The sequence below is a fragment of the Meiothermus luteus genome (genome assembly GCF_003574085.1).
Lineage (GTDB): Bacteria > Deinococcota > Deinococci > Deinococcales > Thermaceae > Meiothermus > Meiothermus luteus.
In genome coordinates, this window is record NZ_QWKZ01000001.1 from 42,727 (window position 1) to 67,452 (window position 24,726).

Annotated in this window: 29 protein-coding genes; 21 read left to right on the forward strand and 8 right to left on the reverse strand. The window is 63.5% G+C overall.

What is annotated here, in order from left to right:
- Window positions 1-547: 547 nt before the first annotated feature.
- From Mlute_RS00280 to Mlute_RS00305, 6 genes are all read left to right on the forward strand, one after another.
- Window positions 548-1,132: an SOS response-associated peptidase gene (locus Mlute_RS00280; protein WP_119358780.1), complete on the forward strand. Its 585-nt coding sequence runs from the start codon at window positions 548-550 to the stop codon at window positions 1,130-1,132.
- A gap of 121 nt (window positions 1,133-1,253) precedes the next feature.
- Complete coding sequence (locus tag Mlute_RS00285; protein ID WP_119358781.1) at window positions 1,254-1,931, forward strand: DUF1385 domain-containing protein; 678 nt, start codon at window positions 1,254-1,256, stop codon at window positions 1,929-1,931.
- 56 nt (window positions 1,932-1,987) lie between these two features.
- Window positions 1,988-2,254 carry a hypothetical protein gene (locus tag Mlute_RS00290; RefSeq protein ID WP_119358782.1) on the forward strand — a complete coding sequence of 89 codons (267 nt, stop codon included), beginning with the start codon at window positions 1,988-1,990 and terminating at the stop codon, window positions 2,252-2,254.
- 22 nt (window positions 2,255-2,276) lie between these two features.
- The gene (locus Mlute_RS00295) at window positions 2,277-2,648 is read left to right on the forward strand and encodes a hypothetical protein (RefSeq protein ID WP_119358783.1); all 372 of its coding nucleotides are present in this window, start codon (window positions 2,277-2,279) and stop codon (window positions 2,646-2,648) included.
- A gap of 218 nt (window positions 2,649-2,866) precedes the next feature.
- Entirely contained in the window at window positions 2,867-3,151 is a 285-nt protein-coding gene (locus tag Mlute_RS00300) for a hypothetical protein (protein WP_147371011.1), read from the forward strand.
- A 71-nt stretch (window positions 3,152-3,222) separates the two neighbouring features.
- Complete coding sequence (locus Mlute_RS00305) at window positions 3,223-4,026, forward strand: transposase (protein ID WP_119358785.1); 804 nt, start codon at window positions 3,223-3,225, stop codon at window positions 4,024-4,026.
- A gap of 131 nt (window positions 4,027-4,157) precedes the next feature.
- Here Mlute_RS00305 and Mlute_RS00310 read toward each other — a convergent pair whose 3' ends face one another.
- Window positions 4,158-4,328 (reverse strand): NlpC/P60 family protein, encoded by a 171-nt coding sequence (locus tag Mlute_RS00310; protein ID WP_281270810.1) that lies wholly within the window; start codon window positions 4,326-4,328, stop codon window positions 4,158-4,160.
- Between the two features lie 54 nt (window positions 4,329-4,382).
- Complete coding sequence (locus Mlute_RS00315) at window positions 4,383-4,931, reverse strand: hypothetical protein (protein WP_147371012.1); 549 nt, start codon at window positions 4,929-4,931, stop codon at window positions 4,383-4,385.
- A gap of 31 nt (window positions 4,932-4,962) precedes the next feature.
- On the opposite strand from Mlute_RS00315, the gene Mlute_RS00320 reads away from it, so the two are divergent.
- The 3 genes from Mlute_RS00320 to Mlute_RS00330 all read left to right on the forward strand — a co-directional run bounded on the left by Mlute_RS00320 (window position 4,963) and on the right by Mlute_RS00330 (window position 8,105).
- Window positions 4,963-5,223: a hypothetical protein gene (locus Mlute_RS00320; RefSeq protein WP_119358787.1), complete on the forward strand. Its 261-nt coding sequence runs from the start codon at window positions 4,963-4,965 to the stop codon at window positions 5,221-5,223.
- A gap of 224 nt (window positions 5,224-5,447) precedes the next feature.
- Window positions 5,448-7,550 carry an AAA family ATPase gene (locus Mlute_RS00325; RefSeq protein ID WP_119358788.1) on the forward strand — a complete coding sequence of 701 codons (2,103 nt, stop codon included), beginning with the start codon at window positions 5,448-5,450 and terminating at the stop codon, window positions 7,548-7,550.
- A 285-nt stretch (window positions 7,551-7,835) separates the two neighbouring features.
- Window positions 7,836-8,105, forward strand: coding sequence for a hypothetical protein (locus tag Mlute_RS00330; protein WP_119358789.1), 270 nt, complete (start codon window positions 7,836-7,838; stop codon window positions 8,103-8,105).
- Here Mlute_RS00330 and Mlute_RS00335 read toward each other — a convergent pair.
- Complete coding sequence (locus Mlute_RS00335; protein WP_119358790.1) at window positions 8,102-8,521, reverse strand: hypothetical protein; 420 nt, start codon at window positions 8,519-8,521, stop codon at window positions 8,102-8,104. The genes Mlute_RS00330 and Mlute_RS00335 overlap by 4 nt on opposite strands.
- Before the next feature lie 311 nt (window positions 8,522-8,832).
- On the reverse strand, window positions 8,833-9,621 hold the full coding sequence (locus Mlute_RS00340) for a CRISPR-associated protein Csx16 (RefSeq protein WP_119358791.1): 789 nt from the start codon (window positions 9,619-9,621) through the stop codon (window positions 8,833-8,835).
- A gap of 693 nt (window positions 9,622-10,314) precedes the next feature.
- On the opposite strand from Mlute_RS00340, the gene Mlute_RS00345 reads away from it, so the two are divergent.
- On the forward strand, window positions 10,315-11,133 hold the full coding sequence (locus Mlute_RS00345; RefSeq protein WP_119358792.1) for a helix-turn-helix domain-containing protein: 819 nt from the start codon (window positions 10,315-10,317) through the stop codon (window positions 11,131-11,133).
- On the opposite strand, the gene Mlute_RS00350 is transcribed toward Mlute_RS00345, so the two are convergent.
- Window positions 11,119-12,702, reverse strand: coding sequence for a UvrD-helicase domain-containing protein (locus Mlute_RS00350; RefSeq protein WP_119358793.1), 1,584 nt, complete (start codon window positions 12,700-12,702; stop codon window positions 11,119-11,121). The genes Mlute_RS00345 and Mlute_RS00350 overlap by 15 nt on opposite strands.
- Window positions 12,703-12,720: 18 nt before the next feature.
- On the opposite strand from Mlute_RS00350, the gene Mlute_RS00355 reads away from it, so the two are divergent.
- Complete coding sequence (locus Mlute_RS00355) at window positions 12,721-13,359, forward strand: excalibur calcium-binding domain-containing protein (protein ID WP_119358794.1); 639 nt, start codon at window positions 12,721-12,723, stop codon at window positions 13,357-13,359.
- Between the two features lie 16 nt (window positions 13,360-13,375).
- On the opposite strand, the gene Mlute_RS00360 is transcribed toward Mlute_RS00355, so the two are convergent.
- The 3 genes from Mlute_RS00360 to Mlute_RS00370 are packed head-to-tail and all read right to left on the reverse strand — an operon-like array spanning window position 13,376 to window position 16,859.
- On the reverse strand, window positions 13,376-14,128 hold the full coding sequence (locus tag Mlute_RS00360; RefSeq protein ID WP_119358795.1) for a hypothetical protein: 753 nt from the start codon (window positions 14,126-14,128) through the stop codon (window positions 13,376-13,378).
- Between the two features lie 26 nt (window positions 14,129-14,154).
- Window positions 14,155-16,158, reverse strand: coding sequence for a recombinase family protein (locus Mlute_RS00365; RefSeq protein ID WP_119358796.1), 2,004 nt, complete (start codon window positions 16,156-16,158; stop codon window positions 14,155-14,157).
- A complete protein-coding gene (locus tag Mlute_RS00370) occupies window positions 16,155-16,859 on the reverse strand; it encodes a helix-turn-helix domain-containing protein (protein ID WP_119358797.1) in 705 nt (234 codons plus the stop codon). Before Mlute_RS00370 ends, Mlute_RS00365 begins: the two co-directional genes overlap by 4 nt.
- A gap of 62 nt (window positions 16,860-16,921) precedes the next feature.
- Between Mlute_RS00370 and Mlute_RS00375 the strand changes: the two genes are divergently transcribed.
- The 10 genes from Mlute_RS00375 to Mlute_RS00420 all read left to right on the forward strand — a co-directional run bounded on the left by Mlute_RS00375 (window position 16,922) and on the right by Mlute_RS00420 (window position 24,696).
- Window positions 16,922-17,176: a helix-turn-helix domain-containing protein gene (locus Mlute_RS00375; RefSeq protein ID WP_119358798.1), complete on the forward strand. Its 255-nt coding sequence runs from the start codon at window positions 16,922-16,924 to the stop codon at window positions 17,174-17,176.
- Window positions 17,177-17,251: 75 nt separating this feature from the next.
- Window positions 17,252-17,698: a hypothetical protein gene (locus Mlute_RS00380; RefSeq protein WP_245958780.1), complete on the forward strand. Its 447-nt coding sequence runs from the start codon at window positions 17,252-17,254 to the stop codon at window positions 17,696-17,698.
- Window positions 17,661-18,602, forward strand: a complete 942-nt coding sequence (locus tag Mlute_RS00385; RefSeq protein WP_119358799.1) for a toprim domain-containing protein — start codon at window positions 17,661-17,663, stop codon at window positions 18,600-18,602. Before Mlute_RS00380 ends, Mlute_RS00385 begins: the two co-directional genes overlap by 38 nt.
- 48 nt (window positions 18,603-18,650) lie before the next feature.
- Window positions 18,651-20,579, forward strand: a complete 1,929-nt coding sequence (locus Mlute_RS00390; RefSeq protein WP_245958781.1) for a DUF927 domain-containing protein — start codon at window positions 18,651-18,653, stop codon at window positions 20,577-20,579.
- A 322-nt stretch (window positions 20,580-20,901) separates the two neighbouring features.
- Entirely contained in the window at window positions 20,902-21,216 is a 315-nt protein-coding gene (locus Mlute_RS00395) for a hypothetical protein (protein ID WP_245958782.1), read from the forward strand.
- 20 nt (window positions 21,217-21,236) lie between these two features.
- Window positions 21,237-21,554: a hypothetical protein gene (locus tag Mlute_RS00400; RefSeq protein ID WP_245958783.1), complete on the forward strand. Its 318-nt coding sequence runs from the start codon at window positions 21,237-21,239 to the stop codon at window positions 21,552-21,554.
- The gene (locus Mlute_RS00405) at window positions 21,538-21,768 is read left to right on the forward strand and encodes a hypothetical protein (RefSeq protein WP_245958784.1); all 231 of its coding nucleotides are present in this window, start codon (window positions 21,538-21,540) and stop codon (window positions 21,766-21,768) included. The genes Mlute_RS00400 and Mlute_RS00405 overlap by 17 nt, the downstream gene beginning before the upstream one ends.
- Before the next feature lie 30 nt (window positions 21,769-21,798).
- Complete coding sequence (locus Mlute_RS00410; protein ID WP_119358803.1) at window positions 21,799-23,277, forward strand: hypothetical protein; 1,479 nt, start codon at window positions 21,799-21,801, stop codon at window positions 23,275-23,277.
- 25 nt (window positions 23,278-23,302) lie between these two features.
- Window positions 23,303-24,133, forward strand: coding sequence for a RodZ family helix-turn-helix domain-containing protein (locus tag Mlute_RS00415; protein ID WP_119358804.1), 831 nt, complete (start codon window positions 23,303-23,305; stop codon window positions 24,131-24,133).
- Entirely contained in the window at window positions 24,130-24,696 is a 567-nt protein-coding gene (locus tag Mlute_RS00420) for a hypothetical protein (RefSeq protein WP_245958785.1), read from the forward strand. The genes Mlute_RS00415 and Mlute_RS00420 overlap by 4 nt, the downstream gene beginning before the upstream one ends.
- Window positions 24,697-24,726 lie beyond the last annotated feature (30 nt).

Genomic DNA, 24,726 nt, shown 5'->3' on the forward strand with positions numbered 1-24,726 from the left:
ATGCGTCGGGCACCTGTAGAAGCACCGCCCCACTCGGATGAGCATGTGGAGGTGTGGATCGGGGCCTGCTCGTCCTGTGGCCAGGTTGTCTGGTCAGACTGTCCTCCCCTGACCCGAGCCGAGATCGCCGCAGCACGCGAGGAGGAGAGACAGGCACAGCTAGCGCGCCGTGAGGCGGATCGCCTCGAGCGTGCGGAGCAGCGCGCGGCACGCGCACGGGCCAAGGTCTGCAAACGTGAAGGCCACCGGCTGGGTTCACCTGTAATTCTCAGCTTTGCGGTTATGGGCGTTGAGCATGGCCCCGTGCGAGCCTGTGAGCGCTGCGGTCAAATGGTTGCTGCTTCCGAGTTGAGGGCTATCGATGTGCTGCTGGAGGAGCACGAGTAGTGTGGTACACTTGGCGCATAAACAACCGCGGTGGGCTTGGGTTCCCAATACCGCACGCGACTCCCTTGCGTCCAAGCGCAGAGGGATCCCTCTTTAAGCGAATCACTGCATCACCAGGGGAGCCCTCGAGTTCTTAGAACTGCATGTTGGGGGGTTAAGTATGTGCGGCAGGCTGGTCAACACGCTCACGCGGGATGACTACCGCACCTATTTCGACCTCGAGGCCCCCGATTTCGAGTCCACCTACAACGCAGCCCCCACCCACCAACTGCCGGTGGTGCGTATGCGGCAGGCGCAGCGCGAACTGGTTCTGATGCGCTGGGGATTTCCCGGTCGGGAGGCTGCGGTGCTGTTCAATGCACGCAGTGAAACGGTGGCGCAGAAGCCCAGCTTCCGGGCCGCCTGGCGCTCTCGGCGGGCTCTTCTGCCGGTGAGCGGCTGGTACGAGTGGAAGGACAAACAGCCCTATTTCATCCGCCGCTCGGATGGCCGACCTGTTGTACTGGCGGCACTATGGGAAGGGGAGGCCTTCACGGTACTGACCTGTGCAGCGGGGGAGGATCTGGCCTGGCTTCACCACCGGGTGCCGGTGGTACTCGAGCGCAAAAACTGGGATGCCTGGCTGGCTGGTGCACCAGCCGAAGCCTGGATGCGTCCCTTCCCACCTGGCCCACTGGTAGCGCAAAAGGCCAGCTTACGGGTGGGTAATGTGCGAAACAACGACCCATCCTTGCTTATGGGTTGAGTTCAGCGCCGGCTAAAGTGTATATCTCTGGACACATTAGGGAGAAACTCGAGAGATCCTCGGAAACAATGGCACACTCCCCATCGAGAAAAAGACCTTTTCTGGCGCTAAAATATGCTTGATGACTGGCTACACCGGCTTTGCCTCCACTGATGGCTTCACCCTGTATTTCGACAACGGGCTGGTCTGCACGGTCTCGGAGCGAGGCGTGCAGATAAGGGAGCGGAAGCGGGGCCTCCACCCCCTTTTGATCTTGGTGCTCAGCATTTCCCTGGCGGGCGGGCTGGCGACCCCCTTGCAGGGGGTTCTGCCCAGGATGTGGACGCTCAGCCCAGGCCTCTTGGTCGGGGTGGTAATTCTCCTGGCCCTGCTCTTGCTGTGGACACCCCCCGGGAGTCGGCTCCGCCGCTGGCACGGGGCTGAGCACCAGACCGCAAACGCCCTGGAACAGATGTTGAGCAACCCAGAGATCAGCCCCGAGGAGGCTTTTGACCGCTCCTCGTGGCTGCACCCCTACTGCGGGACGACGGCAACCGGGATGGCCCTGCCCCTGCTGCCCCTGGCCTTCCTCTGGCCCCCCCTGGCCTTCGTGGTCATAGCCCTGGTCGCCTACCTGCACACCCAGCTTCCACCCGACCACGCCCTGCGCGCCCCGGGGCTGCTGTTCCAGCGGCTGCTGGCCGCCCCTGTGGGGGTGCGTGAGCGGGCGGCCTCACTCGAGGCCCTCCGGGCGCTGAAGGAGCGGGGCCTCCTGGCCACACAGGGGCACCCGGCAATGGCGGAGGATGAGAGCCGCTGATCGCACAGGCAGAAGGGGCGCTGTAATCGGCGATATAACCTACAGAGGAGAGAATCTTGCGCAAGCTCTACATTCCCAGACTGACCATCCAGTTGGAGGGTAAAGCAGACAAGGAGAGGTTGCAGGAGAGCGAGGAGCTGTACGAGGAGTACGCCCGGGAGGCCGGGTATCAGATCGTCTGGTGTACCACCAGTGAGGCCGTGACCATTACCCTTTTCGAGGCTCGAGAGGGGGAGGGCTACGAGTTGGCCCAGCAGGCCTTTATGGATGGGCTGGCCCGCTACATGGAGGCCCGGGGAATCCCCCCAGTCCGGTTGCGCTAGACCCCTACCGGAGACGCCCTTTATGGACATCGATAAACAAGATCAGGCCGATCACCTGCAGGCTAAAAAGGCCCTGCGCTTTCGGGACGCCCTCAAGCGGGAGACCCTCCAGGCCATCAGCCAGAAGCTCTGGAAATACAAGCCCCACCTGGCAGGGCAGGAGGTGCTGGCGGTGCTCATCCTGATCCCCCCCGACCACCCCGCCTGGCCCCGGATGGAGCGGGAGATAAAGGAGGAGGCGGCCTTCTGGGAGGTCGACTTTATGGCGCTTTACGCCCGGGCCTTGGAGGAGGCGAAACCTGGAATCGAGGCCATTTCGGTCTTCTTTTTTCTGGAGACGGGCGACTACAGCATCCTGCACTTTGCTCCTGACGACAAAATGCCGAAAGCCTGAGCCGCCTCACCCGGCGCCTCCAAAAGGCGTACCGCCCCCACCTTGCGGCTGAAGGTAAAGGTGCGGTGCTGGCCGTGGTAGTGCATGGCAGATGGAACCCGCCCTCAGATAAGGGAGATTATGCGAAATCTTGCCCCCGGTTGTTACCTTTGACCATTCAGTGTAGGGCAAGAAGCGACCGGAAACCCCTATAACTTCCTCGGAAAAGGAAGGATTTGTTGGGACTGTTGGGAGTTTTAGGCGACGAGCTGACCCAGGTCACACGCGGGTTATACGGAAAGCGCAAGAACCTGCTGGCCTGGGCCTCCCTAACCGCTTTGAAGGAAGGGTTGGAGCGGGCAGTGCTGGAAGCCACGAACGAGGAGGCGGGCGACCGGAGGCTATACGCGACGGCCCGCGGCTTTGCCGACGAGCTTCTGCTAGAGAGGCCTAGCCGCCCGGAGGAACTGCTCCGGCTGCAGAGGGCGCTGGACAAAGCGATTGCGCGGGCTATGCGCCCCTGAAGCGCTTTTGGTAATATAACTCAAGTTGCCACCTAGACATTCCGAGCTAGAAAGCAAAAACTAAGGCCACTATGAACTGGACTGTTCTAGTGGCCTTCTGCATTATAGACGATCTGCTCAAGACCCTCGGACACAAGGACGACCCCCAGAGCAAGACCCCCGCCAGCGTCGTCCTCACCATCTGGATACTGGCCGCCCTCTTCTTCTCCGGCAAGCACAAACACGCCCTGGCCTATGCCAAAGAGCAGGGTCTCTTTAGCTTCATCCCCTCCCGCAGCCGCTTCTGCCGCCGACTGCACAGCTTGTCTGACTGGATACCGTTGCTGTTGCCCCTGTGCAAGACCTTATGGGAGCAACTGTCCTCGGTGGAGCACTACGTTCTGGATACCTTCCCCCTGCCAGTCTGTGAAAACGTCCGCGCACCCCGCTGCCGCCTGGCCCCCGGCCTCACCTACCGGGGTTACATTCCCAGTAAGCGGGCCTACTTCCACGGCCTGAAGCTGCACCTGGTCTGCAACAACCACCAGTTCATCACCGAGGTGCTGTGCACCCCGGGGTCTGTTGCCGCTGTGCAGGGGCTGTACCTGTTGCCGCTGGACTTGGCGCAAGGAAGTGAGCTGTACGTGGATCGAGGGTATACCGACTACCTGGCAGAGGACGACCTGGCGATGGCCGAGGGCATCCGGCTGCGAGCTATTCGCAAGGGGAACTCCAAGCGCTACCACCAACCCAGTCAGTTCATCGCCTCCTTGGGCAGGAAAATCATCGAGTCGGTGGGTTCCGCCCTGACCGAACTATTCCCCCAGGGCTTTGTGCTCAAGGTATGGGGCTTCATCTTTGTCCACAACTTCAGGCGGCTGGCCAGCGTTTTGTAGGTAGTAACTTGGGTTAGAGCTTAAGCGCATGGGTTTTGATGAGGTGGACGCCAACATCCCGGAACAGGTGTCTTACCCCCGCGCCTGTTGTCTGGTGTCCATGGAGGGGGCAAGAAGGGGCCGGTTCCCGCTCAAAAACCGCTCCCCAGCGGCCTGCGGGCCCCGATGTAGCGCGCGCGGTAGGCCGCGATGGGCTCGACCACCACCCGCCCGGCGCGGTAGCTGGCGTGGGCCATCAGCCCGTTCCACAGCACCAGCCCCACGTGATCCACGGCCCTCCCCGGCGCGGTGAAGAAGACCAGATCGCCAAGCCGGGAAACACAGCCCGGGCTCCCTCAAGCTGGTGGGGATAGGTACTAATCGACCTTGCTCAAAACGTCCAGGTGGTACTTTTTCTCCAGTACCGGGAAACGACTAAGGATCAGCTCGTACATCTCGAGGATCCTCTCCTGGTTGCCGCTTCGGTATTTATCCCAGATGGCTCGAGCCAGCAAAGCCTTATAAAAGGGGCTCATATGGGCCAGGGTGGTGACCTTCAAGAACAGCGGGGTATAGGTGGTACCCGTAACGCTGAGGTTCGCCATGGCTTCAGCGCGCAGCGTCTCCAGTATGCCCTGCATCACCGCCCAGCCCTGTGGGGGTGGGCGTAGGGGCGGGCGGTGCAAGGGCTGGGCCAGCACCAGGGTCTTGGCGGTGTTGGCGGACTCGGTAAATCCCAGCTGCTCGATCTGCCCCTCGATGATTTTGAGTTCCTCCAGTTTCAGTAAAGCAGCCGCCCACATCATGAAGAAGGCCGGTTCGTGGGTCTTCTCGTTGAGGGTCAGGTAGTCTGCGGTTAGCTGGGCCAGCTTCTTACGTAGAGCGTTGCGCTCCTCTTTCATCTGTCGTTTTTCCTCGAGTGTCATCTCTCCTCCTAAAGCCAATAATAATAAGGCTATGTACGGAACCCTCTGGACCCGACTGCCCCAGACCCTGGGACCTCTGCTACCGCTGGACGAGGCGGCCTGGGAGGCCGTGGCCCACCTGCCCCCGCAAGAGCAGCTGGTGCGGCTGGGCCTGGCCGAGCTGGTGATGGAGGTGCGGGACGCTCGAGGCCGGGTGCTCGGAATCGGGCCGCTCATACTGTCGCTGGTGCTCCTGGGCCACCTCGAGGAGGAGCGGGCCTACTTCCGCCACCCCGAGGCCCTGAGCGGGTAGAGCCGCCATCCGTGAGCGGAGGGTTGGTGCTGGCCTGGGCGGCGCTGGTGGGCCCGCTGGCCGTATGGGTGTACGCCTGGTGCTGGGGAACCTGTTTCGGGGGCATGGCGACTTTCGCGGCAGATGCCGCGCCTCAGCGTGGTTCTGCGCCTCGGTGGGGCAGCATCATGCCTGTGTGGGGCCTGCCTCAGCCGGGGTATTGGAATTTGGTACACTGACGGCATATGGCGTTGCTCCAATTTCGCGTGCGGCAGTTTCGCTCGATAGAGGACAGCGGCTGGATCACCTGCGACGACGTGACCACCCTGGTGGGGGTGAACGAGGCGGGCAAGTCCAATCTGCTGCTGGCGCTGTGGAAGCTCAACCCGGCCAAGGGCGGCGAAATCAACCTGCTGGCTGACCTGCCTCGCCGTCTGTACTCCACCGCACGCAGCGACCCAGGGGAGATCACCTTCATCGAGGCCGACTTCGAGCTCTCCGAGGAGGCCACCGAGGCGGTGGCCGAAAAATGTTTGATCGCGACCAACCAGCCTCTGCGGGTCAGGCTGTCGAAAACCTTCGCGGGCGACGTGGACGTCGAGTTCCTGAATGCTACGCCAGCCGATAAGATCATCTCGAAAAATTTCCACAAGGTGGTGACCGACAATTTGGCCAGGGTACGGGCTGAGTCCGCCGCCACCCCGGAGCTCGAGGAGGCCAAGGCGGCAGTGGAGGAAAGATTCGAGCAGATCCTCGAGAAGTATCCCACGCCCGAGACCTCCTTCTCGAGGGAGCAGCTGGCCGAGTTTCACACCCTCATGACCTTGAGCCTGCCCAAGCCGTCCGCCTTCCAGGCTGCGTTGGAGGCGGTGCAGTCTGAGATCAAGCGCCTGGAGCGCTACCTCGTCGCACCCCATCGGGTCCCAGGCGTGAAGGAGGTCGTGCTCAAGGCGATCCCCAAGTTCGTGTATTACTCCAACTACGGCAACCTCGACTCCGAGATCTACCTCCCCCACGCCGTGGAGAACATGCAGCGTACCGACCTCACCGGTGTCGCTGAGGCCAAGGCCCGCACATTGCGGGTGCTTTTCAAGTACGTGGGCCTTGACCCGAAGGAGATCATGGAGATGGGGAAGGAGCCTGTCCAAGTGGTTAACCAATACGGTTACGGTCAGGTGGTCCCGCAGGTCAGCGAGGAGCAGATCGCCGAGGCCGCCAGGAAGAAGACTGAGCGGCAGGCCCTGCTCCACTCGGCCCAGAGCCGACTCTCGCGCGAGTTCCGCGAGTGGTGGAAGCAGGGCGAGTACATCTTCGACTTCCGGGCCGACGGCAACTACTTCCGCATCTTTGCCTCCGAGCCCTCCCGCCCCGAGCCCATCGAGCTGGAGAACCGCAGCGCCGGGTTGCAGTGGTTCCTGAGCTTCTACCTGGTGTTCCTGGTGGAGAGCGAGGAGGCCCATGCGGGTGCTATCCTGCTCCTTGACGAGGCTGGGCACTCCCTCCACCCCCTCGCCCAGCGCGACCTAGCTCAGTTCTTCGCCAACCTCTCCAAGACCAACCAGGTCATCCACACCACCCAGTCCCCCTTCCTGGTGGACACCAACCATATCGACCGGGTTAGGGTGGTCTACGTGGACGATAACGGATTCACCGTGGCCTCAGAAAACCTGCGTGTTGCAGAGAGCCCGGGTAGCCACCAACGCTCAGTCTACGCCGTCCACGCCGCGCTCGGTCTCAGCGTCTCCGATACCCTGTTGCAGGGCTGTCTGCCGGTGATCGTCGAGGGGGTCTCCGACCAGATCTACCTTAACGCCATCAAAAACTGGCTGATCCGGGAGAAGCAGATCGCCCCCCCGCTGGAAATCGTCTTCGTCCCCTCGGGGGGGACCAAGGGGGTAAAGCCGCTCTCGAGCTTGCTGACCGGCCGCGAAGGGGAGCTGCCGCCGGTGGTGCTCGACAGCGACGACGCAGGCCGGGCCATGCAGGCCAGCCTCGCCGCCGAGCTGTACAAGCCCAGCCCCGGGCGGCTGATCGCAGTGGGCGACTTCGCCCAGGTGCAGGACGCCGAGCTGGAGGATCTGATCCCCTTCAGCGTGCTTGAGCCGCTGCTGGACAAGCTGTTCCGCGAAGTCGACGAGGTGTTCGCCGACCACTACGATCCAGGCCTTCCACTGGTCGCTCAGGTCCAGGGCTTGGCCGGGCGCAAGGGGATCGCGCTCGACCCCGGCTGGAAGGTCACCCTGGCCAAAGGATTTAAGAACCGGCTGCTTGCCCGGAACCCACCCTCCATCGACAAGTCCGTGCTCGCCAACTGGAAGAAGCTGTTCTCCCGCATCCTGAAAGGGTAGCGTTCGCGGCTGGGCGGCACCTGACGGGGCACTTCCTGGCCGCCCCATCCACCGCGCCAGGGGATGCTCATGGGCACGCGCAAGGGGTAGGGGAAGGCGGGGTGGGCGATCTCCTTCACGGTGGCCTCAGCGTAGCACTTCATCTGTGAAAGAAACCTTTCACGGATGAAGGCCGCCGCCCCTCCCCCGGCCTGCGGGGAGGCCCCTGCGCGGCTTGTTGCAATCTACTACTGAGTGGAATAGATTGATGTAGACATGCAAAGCGCACGCCGTGAAAGAGGTTCGATGAGCCAATCCAGAGCCAGCCGCCAGGGGCAGCGCAATCTGCCCTGGCACGACCACAGCTGGCTGCGGCGCGAGCTGCGGCGGCTGGGCACGGTGAAGGCGGTGGCCCGGCTCCACGACGTGCCCGAGAGCACGCTGTACAACTACATGTCCCGGCACGGGATCCGGGCCCCCCACCGACCCGCCGAGTTTGGCCGACCGCTGCGCAATCCGGCTTGTCCCAGCCGCGTCACGCTGTGGCGGCGAAGGAAGCGCACCGGGAAACCCTAGGCCTCCACCCCCGGCTTCGGCTGCAAGCAGGCCAGGACTTCGGCGGCGAGGAGGTTCTCGCCGTTTTGCAAAACCGCCAGCAACAAATCCGCTACCGGCTCGACCTCTTCCCGGGGGGCTCCTTGGGCCAGCAGCCGGTCTCCCTCCCGGCGCAACCGCACCCCCCGGTAGGGCCAGCGCACCGCCGCCGCTACGATGGTCTCGCTGACCTGAAAATCCCCCCAGGGGGGCTCGGCCTCCCCCAGGTAGTCCAGGTGCGCGAGCCACACCCGGGCCTCCCCCGGGCTTTTCTCCAGCATCCGCGCGATCTCTTCCAGGTCGCGCTGGAGTTCTCCCATGTCCTTTGCCCTACGTGCTCCCCGGCGGGTGACGAAGACCCGCCGGGCCCGAAGCTCCGCGTGGATGGTCGTTTCCATCGCTCTCTCCTCGCTGTGCAGGCGGGGCGCCCCACCCTCTGTGCAATCCTCAAGCGGCCCCCACCAGGGCCATCCCCCCGCTCACCCGGTGCCCCAGCCGCCGCAGGGCCCGGAAGCTCTCCGAGTCCATGCGCCCCTTGAGGGGCCGCCGGGTGAGCCCCTCCACCACCGCCAGGGCGATGGGGTAGGCCGCCAGCAGCCGCCCCCACCACCTCCACCACCCGGGCCGGTTGGCCCGGCGTGACGATGGCCAGGTAGCTTTTGTACAGCCCCAGATCCACCCCGAGGGTATGCGTGTGGCCGTGGTTCATCTACCGCCCCCGCTCGAGTTCGTACCCCTCTACCGCCTGGGAGCGCCCGTAGTCCCGTTCCGGGCCGCCCTTTTCCATGAAGCGCTGCACCTCTTCGCGGCTCACCCCAGCCTGCTCGGCCACCCGATCCAAAGCCCGCTCGAGCTGCTGCTCGGAGAAGACCCGGAAGGTCTCCACGCTGGGCTGACGTTCCATCATCATCTCGTAGTTGAGGCGCACCTTGGCAGCGCGCTCCTCCTCGGTCAGGTTGAACTGCACGCTCTGCACCCGCTCGGCCTCCGCGGCCAGGTAGAGCGGTACGGTACCGATGACTTCTTTGCCGCGCACGTCCTCGATGCGGGCCTGCTCCACCACCACCGCGTCCTGCGGTGCGTAACCGGCGTCCTTGAGATAGCGGGCGGTGTCCGGCTGGTTGGTCACCACCACCGGTTCGCCCTCACCCTTGCTGAAGTAACGCTCCGGCAGCGCCACCCCTAGGTCGCGCTCGATGCGTTCCATGCGGGCCTGGAAGTCCTCCTCCCGGTATACCCGGTAGACCTCCGTGCTGATCACCCGCTCACGCACCTCCTCCAGTGAGAGTTCGCGGCCAAAGTCCTCGCGGGAGAGGCGCAGGTTGACCGTGGTGACCGAGTTCGCTTCGGCGGCCAGATGGGGGGGGAGTACCCCCACCACGTCCCGCCCCTGAATCTCCTCGACGGAATGCACGTGCTTTTTTACCTCGTCCACCGCATATCCCTGCTCGCGCAGGTATTCCACCAGTCCTTGATGCTGAGTTACCACGGTAGCCATAGTTATTTGACGCTCCCACGAATAAAGCCGGTGGGATTCTTGGTTCAACGAGGACTGCCCACAGTGCGTAGGTTTTACACCCTCTCCCCAAGCGTGACTTCCCGTGTGCCCCACGGTAGTTTGGACGTTGATGCACGGCTTGGTTTTCGCCGCACACGTCCGAGGTCTACGCTACAGGTTTTACCCGCCCAGCGCTTCGTGGACGGAACCCCATACCCCCGCCCCGCCAAGGCGGGGCGGCAAGAACCCCGGAAACTTTTGTTTCCAGGCGCAATTTTAGCACATCTGCCGCTCACCATGCTATGTGCCCCTGTGGGGCACCTAGGAGAGTCCTCGCCTCGCCACGGCGAGGCGACCATCCCCGAAGGGGATGGGTTTTATAGCTCCCCCACGCCCCTCTTTTCCATAAGGGAGATGGTGCGAAATCTTGCCCCCGTTTGTCACCTTTGGTTATTCAGTGTAGGGCAAGAAGCGACCGGAAACCCCTATAACTTCCTCGGAAAAGGAAGGGTTTGTTGGGAATGTTGGGAATTAAGTTCAGCAAAAAATAAGAATTCCCAACAGGTTTATTGCGTCCTGGACAGCGCTGTTGGGACTGTTGGGACTGTTGGGAGTTTTAGCAATAGGCCCCTTGTGAGTTTCGGAAAGGCGTGAAAACGATAACGTGTTCCTCTTGCCATGTAATATGTTGCTATGCGTTGGAACACAGTTCTGCTCTCCCTAATCGCGGCGCTGGCCCTGCCGGTGGTTGGACTTGTTACGGGCCGGGTGGTGGGGGATTTCTTCCTCCGTGGAGATTTGATCGGTGTGGTGGGTGCTGGCTTCGGAGTTCTGGTGTACGCCCTGGCCCTGGCCTCCTCGTACTCGCACCTGCGCCACTACTACCAGGGCTATGAGGCCCGGGGGGTGCGGGCCTCGTGGGCGCTGGCCCTTGCGGTAGAGGTTGCGACCTTTTATATGAGCTTTGCCAATGTGGTCATTCACTCCCCCTGGGCTTTTTGGGGCAGCTTGATCGGGGCCTTCGTAGTCTTCTGGGGCAACTTCTCCAGCATGTATGAGGCCCGGACTGGGCGGCTTAGTGGAGAAACCACCGCACAGCCTGTTCGTGCGGAAGCAGCCCTGCACGGCGCATTCCCCGAGCAAACGCTGGCGTTTGTTTCCGCCGAGGCTGTGGAGACCCGGATTAGCCAGGTGAGGCAGGAAGTTCGGGCGGTGTCGAAACAGAGCTCTGGTGAGCCCTTACCGAGACAGACCGTTTACGAGGAACACCCTGAGGTCAGGCCGGTGACCTTACCCACCCAGGAAGGGCACGAGGCTACCTCAGGGCAGGATTTCCCCCTATCCGCGGTTGACCAGGAGGTGCTGCGCCTGGCGGCAGCAGGGCCGGTGGGCCCTTCGAGCGTCAGCCGGGCGCTTGGAATCGCCAAGAGTTCCGCCAGCGACAGGCTCCGGCGGCTGGAGCGGCTGGGGTTGCTGGTGAAGCAGGGCTCGAGTTATTTAGCCACCAAATAGCCTCTTCCAGAATCGACCCAAAAGACCTGGGGTACGTGGATCGGTCTTGCGCGCTTGCGCCTCAATCTCTGGTGTACAGAGCTGACGCTTGCCAGCTTTGAGCTCCCTGGCGAGATCTTTTTGTCGTTCAAGGGCCTCTGCGAAGGCCCCCTTGACCAGGGTATCGCGGGCGCGTGTGAAGGCCACATAGGTCAGGTTGGCCTCCTCTGGGTACAGCTTCACACACCGATGTGTGGGGTTCTCCTGGGCTAAGGTCACCCCCGTGAAGTCTTCTGCCAGAGTCACCCGATCCCACTCGCGGCCCTTGGAGCGGTGAGCGGTGGAGACCACCACCTCAGCATGTTCCTCGTCCACCAAACTGTTGCGCAAGGTACGGCACACCTTGGGAATGCTGTCTTTGTACTCCTCGACAAGGCGCTCGTAGGGCCGGTACTGTGCGGCAATGGTGGGAAAGCGCTCAATGAGGTGCTTCAGTTGTTTCCAGCTGCTAAAGAGCGAGAACTCAGGGTGGCGGGGTTTCTGCCCCTGGTAAAGGCGGTAGGCGGCTTCCAGGGCATCGGTGAGCTCCTCAATCTTGTTCACCAGAGCTACTTTTTTGCCCTGCTCCAGCAGCGCCAGCACCTCCCGGAGCGCCCCGGCGTTGGTGCGGCTGAGGATGGCAGTAGATCCGTCCTGTTTCGGCTTGGGGTTGCCGCGCACCTGGCGCTCCTCCCCTTTGAAGAGGCGGAGCAGTTCGCTGGCCTCATCTGCAATGTGTTCCTTGAAGCGAAAAGACTGGGAGAGGAGGAGCTCCTGCCCGTCGAGGCGTTCCATGGCGTTCACCGCACCGCGCCAGGCGTAGATCTGCTGGTGGGGGTCACCTACGAAGATGCGCTGTGCGGCCTGGGGCAGCAGGATGCCAAGCATCGCGGGGTTGGCATCCTGGGCCTCATCGAAGAGGATCACGTCGTAGGGGAGCTGGGGGCGGGTGAGCTGGTAGAGCTTGAGGTAGACATCGTGGCTGACCGGATAGCTGGCCTCTGTGTCTGATAAAAGCTCCCACGCCCGCTGGGCCAGGGGCACCAGGCAGGCCGCAAAGTCATCAAATCTCTTGCCTGCTGCCTCGATCTCCAGGCGTAGGATGTCAGGGATGTGTTCCGCTTTGACAGTTTCAGCCTCCGACTGGGTAAAGCGGTTCACGGTCTCAAGCACCGGGAACAGGGCCTCTTCCCGGTCGCGGAAGCCCCACTCCCGAAGGTCATCGAGGCCGGGCATGTCCTCAGCCAGCAGGCGGCGGGCCTGGAAGAGACTTCCCCTCAAGCGATTCTTCTCATCAAACGGCTTGCCCGTCTTCTGGTAGGCTAGGGCGTGGTTGGTCATCGCGTCGGCCAGGTCGCCGAACTTCTCCTTAGCCTCTTCTGCCAGAGCCTTGCTAAACGTCAGGTAGAGGATGCGCTTGCCTGCCAGCGCTTTGGCGACTTCTACCAGGGTGAAAGTCTTGCCCGCCCCGGCGAAGGCCACCACCTTGAGATGATTACCAGTCTTTGCGGCTTCCACGACCGCTTTTTGTTCATCCGTTAGCGTTGCCATTGATTAGGATTATCTATCATGTTACGACTTTTTGTTGCTCTTTTGACCCTGCTGAGCCTGGCCCAGGCTCAGCAGACCCTAACAGGTCGTGCCAGCGTGATAGACGGGGACACCCTGGAGGTGCAGGGTGTTCGCATCCGGCTGTGGGGCATAGACGCGGTGGAGTCCTCACAAACCTGCCTGGACGCTTCGGGGAAGGCCTGGCCGTGTGGACGCCGCGCCGCTTTCGCCCTGGCGGATTTCCTAGGGCAGCGCACCGTGCGTTGCGAGCGGCGGGACACCGACCGCTACGGACGGATGGTGGCGGTGTGCTACGTGGGTGGAATAGAGATCAACCGCTGGCTGGTGGAACAGGGCTGGGCCCTCGCTTACGTCAGGTACGGAGGGAGTGTCTACCTTGACGCCCAGCGCCAGGCCCAGGCTCTGAAACGGGGCATCTGGCAAGGGCGTTTCACACCGCCCTGGGAGTACCGCCGCAACCCGGCTAACCCGCCCAGCGCCGGAGCGCCAAGAAGTCCAGCTACCCCACCAAGCAGCGTTTACTATCGCAGCTGCGCCGAGGCCCGAGCTGCCGGAGCCGCGCCCCTCTACCGGGGCCAGCCGGGGTACCGCCCAGGACTGGATCGGGATGGGGACGGGGTGGCCTGTGAGCGCTGAGGCGCGGCCCCCGGCGTCAGAGGGCAACCCGGCAGTGCCGCACCAGCTCCCGCCGCAGCCTACCCACCAAGACCCCCAGCTCCCGCAGGGCTTCGAGCAACTCCTCGCGGGTGTCGGCTTCTGTCCAGTCCGTGCGCCAGCCCATTGCCTCGAGTTCCTCTTCCGAGGTTTCCAGCTGTACCCTCAGGTAGAACAGCCTTGAAAGTACCCTCTGGGTGCAGCGGGCGATGTCCTCGCTCACCGTAGCCGGCCACTCCCCCCGGCTGCTTTCCAGGAAGGTGCTCAGCGTCCCTAGCCACCTGGCTGCCTCGTCCAACTGCGCCGAGCCACCCCGAAGAAAGCGGTGGCACTCCCGCAGACGGTCTCTGGCTTCGATCAGCTGCTGGGCTATCTTCTGCCAGCGTCCGCTAAGGCGCTCCTCCAGGCTTTCCAGCAGGCTGGATGTTGGCGACAGACCGAAATCAAGTTCCTCCAGGGCTTCGTTGCGCAGGCTGGCCAGGACGGCTTTGGCATAGGCGGCCTCGAAGAGCTCGGGCGGGCGGTATCCAGCCCGGCTTAGCCCGGCCAACTCGGCCAGGCTGAAGCAGGCGTACAGGAACCACCGCAGCCCCTTCCAGGCCTCCAGCTGGGCTCCAGTGACAAGCTGGGGGTCGGCCTGCGGCCATCGCTTGACCAGCTCCAGGGAAACCCGCTCTACCGGCTCCCTCAGCAGCTCGGCAGCCTCGCTCAGGGTGAAGCGCTGTGCGCGCCTGGCCTCCAGCAGTTCCATAGATAAGCTCCTCGCACGTACCAAGGCTAGCAGGCTCCTGGACTGGAATCCAGCTCGCCTGCCGAAACCAGCGCCTCCACCTCCGCCCACACCCCCTGGCTGACCCAGTTCTGATAGTGCCAGTAGACCATCTTCCCCGGCGGGTAGCTGGACGGCAGGCTCTTCCAGGGCCGCCCCTCCCGCAGCACCAGGAAGATGGCCTCCACGAGGGAGCGCCTGGCGTAGCGGGGTGGGGCTCCTCTGGCTTGGGGTTCAAACAGCGGCTCCAACCGCTGCCACAGCGCATCGGGGAGGGGATACGGGTAGCGGGGGTCAGGCTCCCGTTTCGGACGAACACGCTTCCCATACACCCACCTCCAGGCTGTCCCGTTGCTCACCCCATACTTCCGGGCCAGGCTGCGGGCGCTGGCCCCTGTCCGGCGGTGCTCCTCAATCAGGGCAACCCGAACTTCTCCTTTCCCCGACGGCCCCGGCTTCTTGCGAGGAAGAAAGTAGGTCAAGTTACCTTGAATACCCCGATTGCCCTGCACACGCCTGCCCGTGTGAGGTGCAATCTGCCCAAACCTGTAACGCACCTCTATCTCAACCTCTCCCTCACCTGGCCTTACCGTCACCTTCTCCACCAGTTCCCTTGCTACCGCCTGCTTCTCTTCCGGGGTAAGGCGATCTATCCGGTCGCGTAGTCGGGCCGAGAGACTCTCCAGGGAGTGGAGGGCTTCCTTACGCTGACGCTCGGCGATGGAGCGCTCCCGCGCTGCCTCCAAGCTCGCCTGCACTTCTTGTATACGGGCTTCCAGATCCTCGATGCGGGCGTAGTAGGTCTGTTTATCTATACCTCCTTCAAGGAAGAGGTCTAGCAGACGTGCGCGGGCTTCGATGAGGGCCTGCAGGCGTTTTTCCAGCAAGGAGACCTCATTCCTTTCCGGGGATTCCTCATTCACAAAAGCCTGCAAAGCCTCACCAGGGTTCAGAAGGAAGGTGCGGATGTCCTGCCAGATGCTCTCCTCAAGCTCTGCCCGGCGCACATGAGGAGCGGTACAGCGCATGGAGGGGATGGGAGAAGCCTGGCGGTTCACACGCCCCACACAGGCGTAATAGTCGCTTGAGCCCACATATGCCCGCCCGCAGACTCCGCAGCGTATGAGCCCTTTGAGCAGGTACACGCTGCGGGCGTTACGCGCGGCGAACAGGGCGTTTCGGGCTAGCTGCTCCTGGGCAGCCTGGAAAAGCGCGGGTTCTACCAGGGGCGGTACCGCTACCGGCACCAGATCGGGCTGAGGCTTGCGGGTGCGCTTGCCGTAGGTGTACTCCCCGATATACGTGCGGTTCTTGAGGATGCGCAGCACCCCGCCTCCCCGCCAGACCCCGGCGGTGCGTCTGCCCCGCACCCCGCGCCCCTCACGCCGGTACTTGGGAGGTACGCCCAGGCGGTTGAGCTCCTGGGCAACCCGCTCGGTGCTCCAGCCCCGTTCAGCAACCCAGGTAAATATCTGCCGCACCACCGCTCCCTCCTCGGGCTGGGGCGTCAGGCGACCGTCCTCAACGGTGTAGCCGTAGGGCACGATACCTCCCAGATACCGACCGCTCTGTGCGGCTTTGCGAAGGCCCAGTCGGCTGCGTTCGGCGAAGGTGTCCCGCTCCCACTCGGCGAAGACCGCCATGATTCCCAGCACCGCCTTACCGATGGAGGTGGTGGTGTTGATATTCGGCTCGGAGTAGCTCATGAGGCCCACGCCACACTGCTCCAACCGCTCGATGAGGTCGTAGGCTAGACGCACCTTGCGGGCCAGCCGATCCAGCCGGTAGACCAGCACCACCGCAAAACGTCCCTCCTGTGCGTCCGCGAGCAGGCGGGTCAGGGCAGGGCGATCCTCCTGGGCTCCTGAGTAGCCAGGGTCGGTGTAGGTGGCCGCTACCTCATACCCCAGTACCTCAGCCCAGCGCGTGAGCACCTCCTTCTGAGCCTCGAGGGAGTAGCGCTCAACCTGCTCCTCGGTGGATACCCGGGTATATATAGCGCACTGCCTCATGGCCGGCGGAACTCCCCATGAACGATGCCCACCGGAACATACGCGGCCTTCCGGCCCGCAGGTGTCTGGAGTGAGCCGTCGGGCAGAAGCCAGAAGGTTGCCCCGGTGCCCCCGACCGGACGTACCAGACTGGCCTCGGAGGGGAGGCGGAAAATCAGGGGGCGGCGGATTTCCTCGACAAAGCCGAGCAGGGTAACGCCCCGTTCCAGAGCCGCTCTGCGTTCGACCACCAGTACAGAGCCCTCGCTAAGCTGCAACTCCTCTGAGCGCAGCGCCTCCCGCTCCAGCAAGGCCAGAAAGAAGCTGGTGTAGCCCGGGCGGGTTGGAAGCAGGCGGGTGTCCAGGTAGCTTCTGCTGGGCGCTTCCTCCCCCACGCAAGCGGGGGCCAGGGCAGGGTAGTAGGGTATGGCGACAACGCCAGGGGCAGAGGGTGCAAACTCTTCTGCTGCGCCCTCGCCGAGCAGCACTTCAATCGAGGGCAGGTGCAGGGTGCGCAGCAGAGCCTGTAAACGCCCCACGCTCATGTCGCGAATGTCGTGGGCTCCTCGCTCGAGCTTGGCAACAAGGGAAGGGGAAACTCCGGCGGCCAGGGCCAGGCCTTCGCGGGAATAACCCAGTTTCTCACGCCGGGCCTGCAGAAGTCGGGCCCACTGGGGTGTGTGGATTTCTGTGGGGGCTGTACGGAAACTTTTCTTAGGCATATACAGTAGTTTATTACATGTAATATATTGCTAGCAGGTTAGTAATATGTTACCATGCTGGCATGGGCCAACCCAACATCATCCGTCGGCTGCGGCTGCGTGCTGGTTTGAGCCAGGAGTCGCTGGCAATGGGAGCTGGTATTACGTTGTCGCTACTGACCAAGTACGAGCAAGGCAGGATACGGCGGCCCTCGCTGGTTTGCAGTCACAAGCTGGCGAGGGTGCTGGCGTCGCGGCTGGGCGTTAGCGAGGAGAGGCTGCTGTTACAGATCGCGGAGGGGTTCGAGTGCCACCTAGACCACGACGTGTCCGATTAGTGCGTCAGTACAGCGAAAACGAAGATTTCTCATCATTCGTCCGGCGAGCGCTGGAAATCGTGCTAGCGTCAGTAGATGACCAGGGTGCGCAGGGCGCACCACGACTTGATGCAAATGGAGAGAGATTTGTTCTTGCTGACACCCCGCCACAAGCGCCTGGCGGTGAGCCTCCCGGCGGGCAGAATCGCAGAGCTGCTGCGCTCTGCCCAGGAGATGCGGACGTTACTGCCGAACACGAAGCCCCTGCCGGAGATCGCCTTCGATCTGGAAGGGATGGGGATCACGGTACACCCGCTGTCCCTGCTCCCTGATGCACTCCAGGAAGTGCTGGAGATGGCCGGCAGGGCCCGCTTTGCCTGTCAGGCTTTGGGCATGGAAATGGGCGGGCGGCTCCTGGTGTCTGTGGGGCTGGCCTGGCTCGAGGTGCAGGTCTGGCGCGGAGAAAGCCTGGAGGTGCTCGTCCACGAGCTGGAGGAGGTGGAAGATGAGGGACATCCTGACGTGCTCTATCGAAAAGATTGACCTGCCTGCACTGGTGTGCGAACTCTGGCCGGAGGCCGGGGCCAGGCCGGGGCGAGCCGGGGTATGCCGGGCGGTGTGGCGAGGGGATACCCACCCCTCGCTTTCTTTGTTCAGGGCTCGTGGTATCTGGTTCTGGAAGGACCACGCCACCGGGGAGGGCGGCAACGCCTTCCACCTGTTGCTCCGGGCTGGAATGAGCAAGGAGGCGGCAGCAGAAATCATCAAAAGCAGGGCCGAAGTGTCCCCGCCAGAGGCTCGATATTTCCGCCAGCGAAGCATATCCACAGCGCCTTCCCCTTCCGTGGGCCTGACCCCGTGTGAGCAGCGGGCCCTGGCAGCAGCCCAGCAGCGTCTTGACGAGGCGGCCATAGCGGGGCGGGGGATCACCCTCGAGCAGGCCCGGCGGGTGGGGTTGGGGAAGAGCCGCCAGGGTGACCTGGTGATTCCCATTTTGGGGCCCACGGGCGAGGTGCAGGCCATCAAGGCCCGGCTCAAAAATCCCCAGGACTTCCGCTACCGCTACCTCACCCCAGGCCGGGGTGCACCGGCCTGGTTCTCTCCTGGTTTCGCCCGGTGGCCTGAGCGGCCTGTCATTGTCATGGAGGGCGAACTCAACGCCATCACGAGCTGGTTTGCCCTCAAAGGACAGGCCGACCTGGTGGGGCTGCCCGGGGTGGAGGGGGCCGTACCCTGGAACTACCTCAAAGGGCGGCGGGTCTACCTCTACGCCGATGAGGATGAGGGTGGACGCAACGCTGTGCGGCGCTGGTGTGAGGAGGGCGGGGGTGAGAAAGTTGCGATTTTTGTCTTAGCGTCGCTTGGAGGTGGTATGGACGCTTGCGAGTACGCCGCACGGTGGGGGCAGCCTGCCCTGGCCGAGCGGCTGATGGAGTTGACGGGCTAAAAAAATCACCCCACCTGGCGGGGTGGGATGAAAAAAAGGAGGTTCTCCTTGCAACAAACAATATATCAAGAACTGACCAGTGAGGAAATCCTACCGGGCTACCCCCGCTACCGCGTGCATCAGGGCCGTATCGAGATGGCGCGGCTGGAGGGCCGGGGGGAGCACCAGACCGTCAGGTACGTGCCGCTGTCTAATTTCGCCTGCCTCATCCGCCGCGAGGTGCGGCGCACGGACGGGGTGCAGGACGAGCTGCTGTTTGAGATTGAGGGCCAGGGCGCAGACGGCCCCCTCCCACGGGTGCGGGTGCGCTCGAGTGAGTTTGCGGCCATGAACTGGCCCATCCGGGAGTGGGGAGCCCGAGCTATCGTGGCCCCCGGCCAGAGCAACCGCGACCACCTGCGGGCGGCCATCCAGCACTTGAGCGATCCAGAGCAGACCACGGTCTACGCCCATACCGGCTGGATACGGAGGGGGACGGAGTGGGTCTATCTGCACGCCGGTGGCGGGATAGGGCCGGGCGGGAGCGTGGGGGGCCTCGAGGTTGACCTGCCCCCGGAGCTCGCGGGCTTTGCCCTGCCCCAGCCCCCTGAGGGGAAGGCGGAGCTTGCGGCCCTGCAAACCCTGGTGGGTCTGCTCGAGGTGGCCCCCCGTCGGGTTACCTGGCCGCTGCTGCTGTATGCCCTGGGTGCGGTGATTGAGCACCCGATGGGTAGCCTCTACCTGGCCGGACACACCGGGGCCCGGAAGACTAGCGTCTCCATGCTGGTGCAGGCCTTGTGGGGGCACACCCAGCCCCACCCGCCCACCAACTGGGAGGGGACGGCCAACGCGCTGGAAGCCTTGGCGTTTGCAGCCAAGGACGCGCTCTTGCTGGTGGACGACTACGCCCCTACCGGGCATGAGGGCAAGCAGAAAGAGTTGCAGGCCAAGGCCTCGCGAATCCTCCGCAACCAGGGCAACGGGGTGGGGCGGGCCCGGATGCGCTCCGATGGCACCATGCAGCCGGAGCGGGCCCCCAGGGGCAGCCTGCTCATCACCGGGGAGGATTTACCCCCAGGCCACAGCGTCAGGGCACGCTGTTTGGTGCTGGAACTGATCCCCGGAGAAGTAAATCTTGAGGCGCTCAGCCGGATGCAGCGGGAGGTGCATCGCCTGTCCCTGGCCTTGAGCGCCTGGGTGCGCTGGCTGGCGGGGCGGCTGGAGGGGGTACGCAAACAGGTGCGGCTACGCGCTGCCGAGCGTCGTTCCGCTTACCCTGCCGAGCACGGGCGCACCACCGATGCGGTGGCCCGGCTTCATGCGGTGTGGGAGGTGGTGCGGGCGTACTGGACGGAGATCGGTCTCATAGATGAGGCCCAGGCTGCCGCCCTGGAGAGCGAGATAACCGGGGTGTTGCAGGCCGTGGCCGGGATGCAGGCGGGCTACCAGCAGGACGCTGACCCGACCCAGCGGTTCATCCCGCTGTTGTTGGGGCTGTTCAGCAGCCGCCGGGCCCACCTGGGCAACCGGCTATACGCCGAGGAGCCCCCACTGGACGCCGAGCGGTGGGGCTGGTTGTGGCAGCCCACCGCAAACGTGTGGGCTCCACAAGGGCCGCAGGTGGGATGGGTGGACGAGCAGGGGATTTACCTCGAGCCCACCACCGCCTACGCCGCCCTCAACCGCCTAGCGATGGAGAGCGGGGAGCCCCTGCCCACGCCCCGCACCCTGTGGAAGCGATTGGGCGAGCGCGGCCTGATCCGCTCGCAGGAGCGGGGTGGCCGGGTGCGCTATGGGGTGGGGGTGCGGATACAGGGCGTGACCCGCGACGTGTTGCACATCCCAGGGGGTATCCTCGCTAACAGTCCCAACAGTCCCAACACGGCGAATAACAACGTCCCTGACGAGGAAAAACCCGTTGGGAAAAATCAGCCTGTTGGGAGTAATTTTTCTCCCAACAGTCCCTCGGAAGAAGCGGGCTATGAGGTACAGGTCTGATATATGAGCCCCCTATTGCTAGGACTCCCAACAGTCCCAACAAATTGCGTTTCTTGTGTGCAGGACAGCACAATAAGCGTTGGGAAAAGCGGCTTTTGGAGGGGTCAAAACGGCAATTTTGTCCCAACGGGCAGAAATGCCGTTCAAAACGAGGCAAACTGCTTTTGCTGTGATTCCCTTCACAAGTGTTGGGAGTTTGGGGGGATAATGAAAACGTGTGTCCAGGACGGGAAAGATGAGGTTAGGGAACCCGGCTGTTGGGAATGTTGGGACTAATTTGGGGGTAGGTATGGGGAGTCCTTGGGGTGCGTTATTAGGAGCGGTGCCCGCCATTGCCAGGAAGGTGCAGCGGTTGGGATGCCGGAGGCTACGGCTGATCGTGGATGGGGAGGTGGTGTACTGGGCGCTGCTGGTGCCGAGCGAGGCTGAACTGGAAGCCCATGCGCGGTTTCCTGGGATGCCAAGATGGACGCTTGAGAGCTGGTTGAGGGGGTTGCTGGAGCGGTTTGAGGCGGGCTGGCCCCAGGCGAGGACGGTGGAGCTGCTCGGGGTGTGGCCCGACCGGGTGGAGCCGGTGGCTCGAGCCTTCCCCAAAGCGCCAGAGGGTTATTCCTCTTCCGAGGAAACTTTATGCTGATCCGGCCTCGAGCTAAGATCGTGCCTCTCTCGTTACGGATGCCGCCGGGAGCCATTGTGGTGCAGGCCCACCACGACAGGGAGCTTTTCCTCTCGAGGCCCGTGGAGGCCGGTGGAGAGGTTTGGCGCGAGGTACGGGTGCGGGAGCAGGAGGGTTTTCGCACGCTCTGGGAGCTGGTGGCGGAGAGCCGTTTCGAGGAGCGGTTGCTGAGAAGCCGGGTACAGTTCGAGAGCCAGGATAGCGGCTCGAGGGTCTGTTACACCTGGCGGCTGGGACAGCCGCGTGGGGTGAGCGATAAGGAGGTAGACATTGATTATCAAGATGAACGGGATGTTTGAGCGAGAGGTCTTCCAGTCGTACCGAGGCAAGGGGGTGTGGTTCGTGCGCCAGCCGAATATCCACACCTTCCAGGCGGTACACCGGGACGAGGAAGGGGTGGAGACGGTGATAGGAAGCTACGATACTTTCGACGAGGCTTTCTGGGCGGCGGATCGGGCAGCAGAAGAAGCTCATGCAGAGTTCATAGAAGAGGAAGATGACCTGCCTTTCTAGGTAGGGCAACCATCAAATAAACGTAGCAACATGCGCGAACTCTATGCCATTACGGTTGAGTACGGCCACCAGGTGGAGCAATTGATCGAGCGCCTGGGGGCTACCCGCCCGGCCAGGGGTGCAGGCGAGCTGCTGGTGCAGGTGGAGCACCGCCTTTCACCGGAGGCGGTGCGGGCGGTGCAGAGCTTCTTGAGGCTGAGGAACCGGGTCATCCACAACCGGCCCGCCTGGATGTCCATGCCTACCCGGGAGCAGATCGAGCAGGCTGGACGCAAGGCGGTGGGTGCGCTCGAGTATGCGCTGGGCTCGCGGGCATATTCAGGCCCAGCCTACCGCCGGATGGCCGCTACCGCGCCGGAGGCTCCAGGCCCGGTTTACCGCCTTGTGCCCCGTGGGGAAGACTATGAGTTCTGGGTAGGCCCGGCAGGGGTGTGGGTGGTGGCGGCAGAGGCGCGAAAGCGGAGGGAGGTGCGCCTCGAGCTGGAAGAGCGCTTGCGCCCGTGTTTCTCCCGGCTCAGGGTGCGGGCTGTTCGAGACGGACAGGCCCTCGAGCGCAAAGCCTGCTACGGCAAGGCGGTTATGTCAGCGGACGAGGTGAAAGAGGTGGTGCGGCTGCTGATCAAGCCCGATCCGGCCCCGACCAGGCCTTCCCGGTCTGCTACGGCCAGGCCTGAGCACCACGTGCGCCGGGTTGTTCTGGACGACACGCCAGCCACCTTCTATGTGGGGCCAGCGGGGGTACTGGTGGTGGCGGAGTTCCCCCTTATCGCTGATACCGAGGCCAAGCGGGTCTGGGAAGACTCAGGGAGGGCGATCTCCGCCCTGCCGGTGGTGCTGAACCCCAACCTGAAGGAACCCCAGGGGCGGGTGGGCAGTGTTCTGGCCTTGCGGGACGAGGGGGCCATCAAGGAGTACCTGCGGGGAAAGCGCCTGCTGGACGACGACGAGGTGAAGGAGGTGGCGGGTTGGTTACGAAACCGTACCTCCCCGGTGCCCTCCATCCGCCCCAAGGGTGGGCGGTACCGCCTGCGGGGCGAGGAGGTGATCGGAGGGCGTGAGAAGGCTCCACCTGCTTTTGTGGTGGAGCTGGTGCCGCCAGGGGCTCCGCCCAGGCCCCACTTCGGGCAGGTTGTTTGGAGGGCCTTGGGCTGGCGGCTGGTGTTCCTGCTCGAGATGGTGATGTTTGCAGGGGCCGGGTTCTCCCAGCCGGGCGGGGTGGGCGCTGCCTATATCGCCTTCATGGGGGCGCTGGTTCTACGTTTCATGGCGCTTTTTGGCAGCTTCTCCCCGTGGAAGTTCTGGACGCTGCTAGCAGTGGGGGGGCTAGAACTGTTCCTTGCCTGGGAAATGGCAAAGGGGCCGAAGCAGGCGTTCTTCGCATTCCTGATGCTAATCTTGGCAACTGGCCTGGCCTCCTTCTTCCGGGGAATCTGGCTCTTCTGGTCGAGCAGTAAACCCTTCAGGATGTACTTCCCTCTCCGTAGCCGAGTACGCCAGCATTTTCGATAACGGGTTATTGTCATATAATGCCTGTATGAAGGCAATAAGTTATTACAAAAAACTAACCCTGCTGTTCATGCTGCTGGTTGCACTGATGGCCCTGGGGCAGTCGGTGCTCAAGACCTACTATGCCGACGACCTGGTGCGGGTGCCGGGGCTCATCGAGGTCTCGCCGGGCTTTACCACGGTGATGGACTTCTGGGACACCGTGAGCACCCTGGCCTCGGCCAAGGGTGAGCTTTTGCGGGTGGAGAGCGCCGGGCCGCGCATCCTCATCTCGGCCACCCAGAAGGCCGGGCAGACCGACCTGGTGGTGGAGGTGGCGGGGCGCACGCTGCTGTTTACGCTGAAGATCGGGCCGGGGGTGGGGCCACGGCGGTACGTGATTGAGCTTAGCCGGGCCAGAACCCAGACCCCGGCTTCCACCTACGTCCCGCCGGTGAGCAGCACCCCAACCACAAGCCCGCAGCCCCAGGCGAGCAGTCCTGCTCCGCAAACGCAAACAACTCCGGTGAGTCCCGACCAGGTACGCTTTACCACCACCGCCCAGGTGCCCTCGGATGGAAAGGGCACCATCACCCTCTTCTTTACCCTGGAGAACCGGGGCGCACGTACCCTCGCGGCAGACCCCGGGCGGCTGGTGATCACCCAGGGGGGCAACCGACTTTCCTACAGCCTCAAGCGAGAGCCCTTGAAGACCCTGATCAACCCTGGTGAGGCCCTCTCGGGCCTCATCACGCTGGAGGGGGCCCGGGCCGGGGAGATTGCGCTGGAGTGGGGGCTGGTGGAGATCGGCAGCGGGCGGCAGCTTGTGTTGAAGCGCTCGGTGATGGCCGGGACGCGGATTGAGCTTGAGGGGCGATGAGTCTTGCGGAGCGGTATCAGCGTTTCATTCGCAGCCTTCATCTGAGAGGGCCGATGCTGGTAGAGGAGGCCCTGGTGCGGATGCCCAGGGCCACGTTTTATGACCTGGTGCGACGCCGCTACCTGGGCATCATCCCCACTGTCCTGGGCAAGGCGGTGGTGGTGGGCCCCAAGGGGCGGGTAGAGGTGCTGGCGATGACCCGCTTCTACAGCCCCAGGGCCACCGCAGTGGCCGATGCGGTGCTTTTGCGCCGGGCGATCCGCATCGCGGAGCGGGAAGGGTGGCGCTTTTTGGAGCGAAACCCCAGGGGAAGGATCGCCTTTATGAGCCGCAATGGGGAGCGGCTGATGGTGATCGCCAGCCTGCGGGCGTACAGCACCCGGAGCCTCAGGAACACCCTGCGGCGGATGGGCTGGTATGAGCGCAAGAAGCTGGGGACAGCAGAAGAGGTGCGGGTCTACCACCCCTACCCCAAGCGGTTTGACCAGATGGTGCGGGAGGGGGGATTGGAGGTGAGGGCAGTGCGTGAAATCTTGCCCCTGGAGCAGGATGGCGAGGAGTGAGCGGGGGCAAGAAGGGGGGCAAAATGGAAC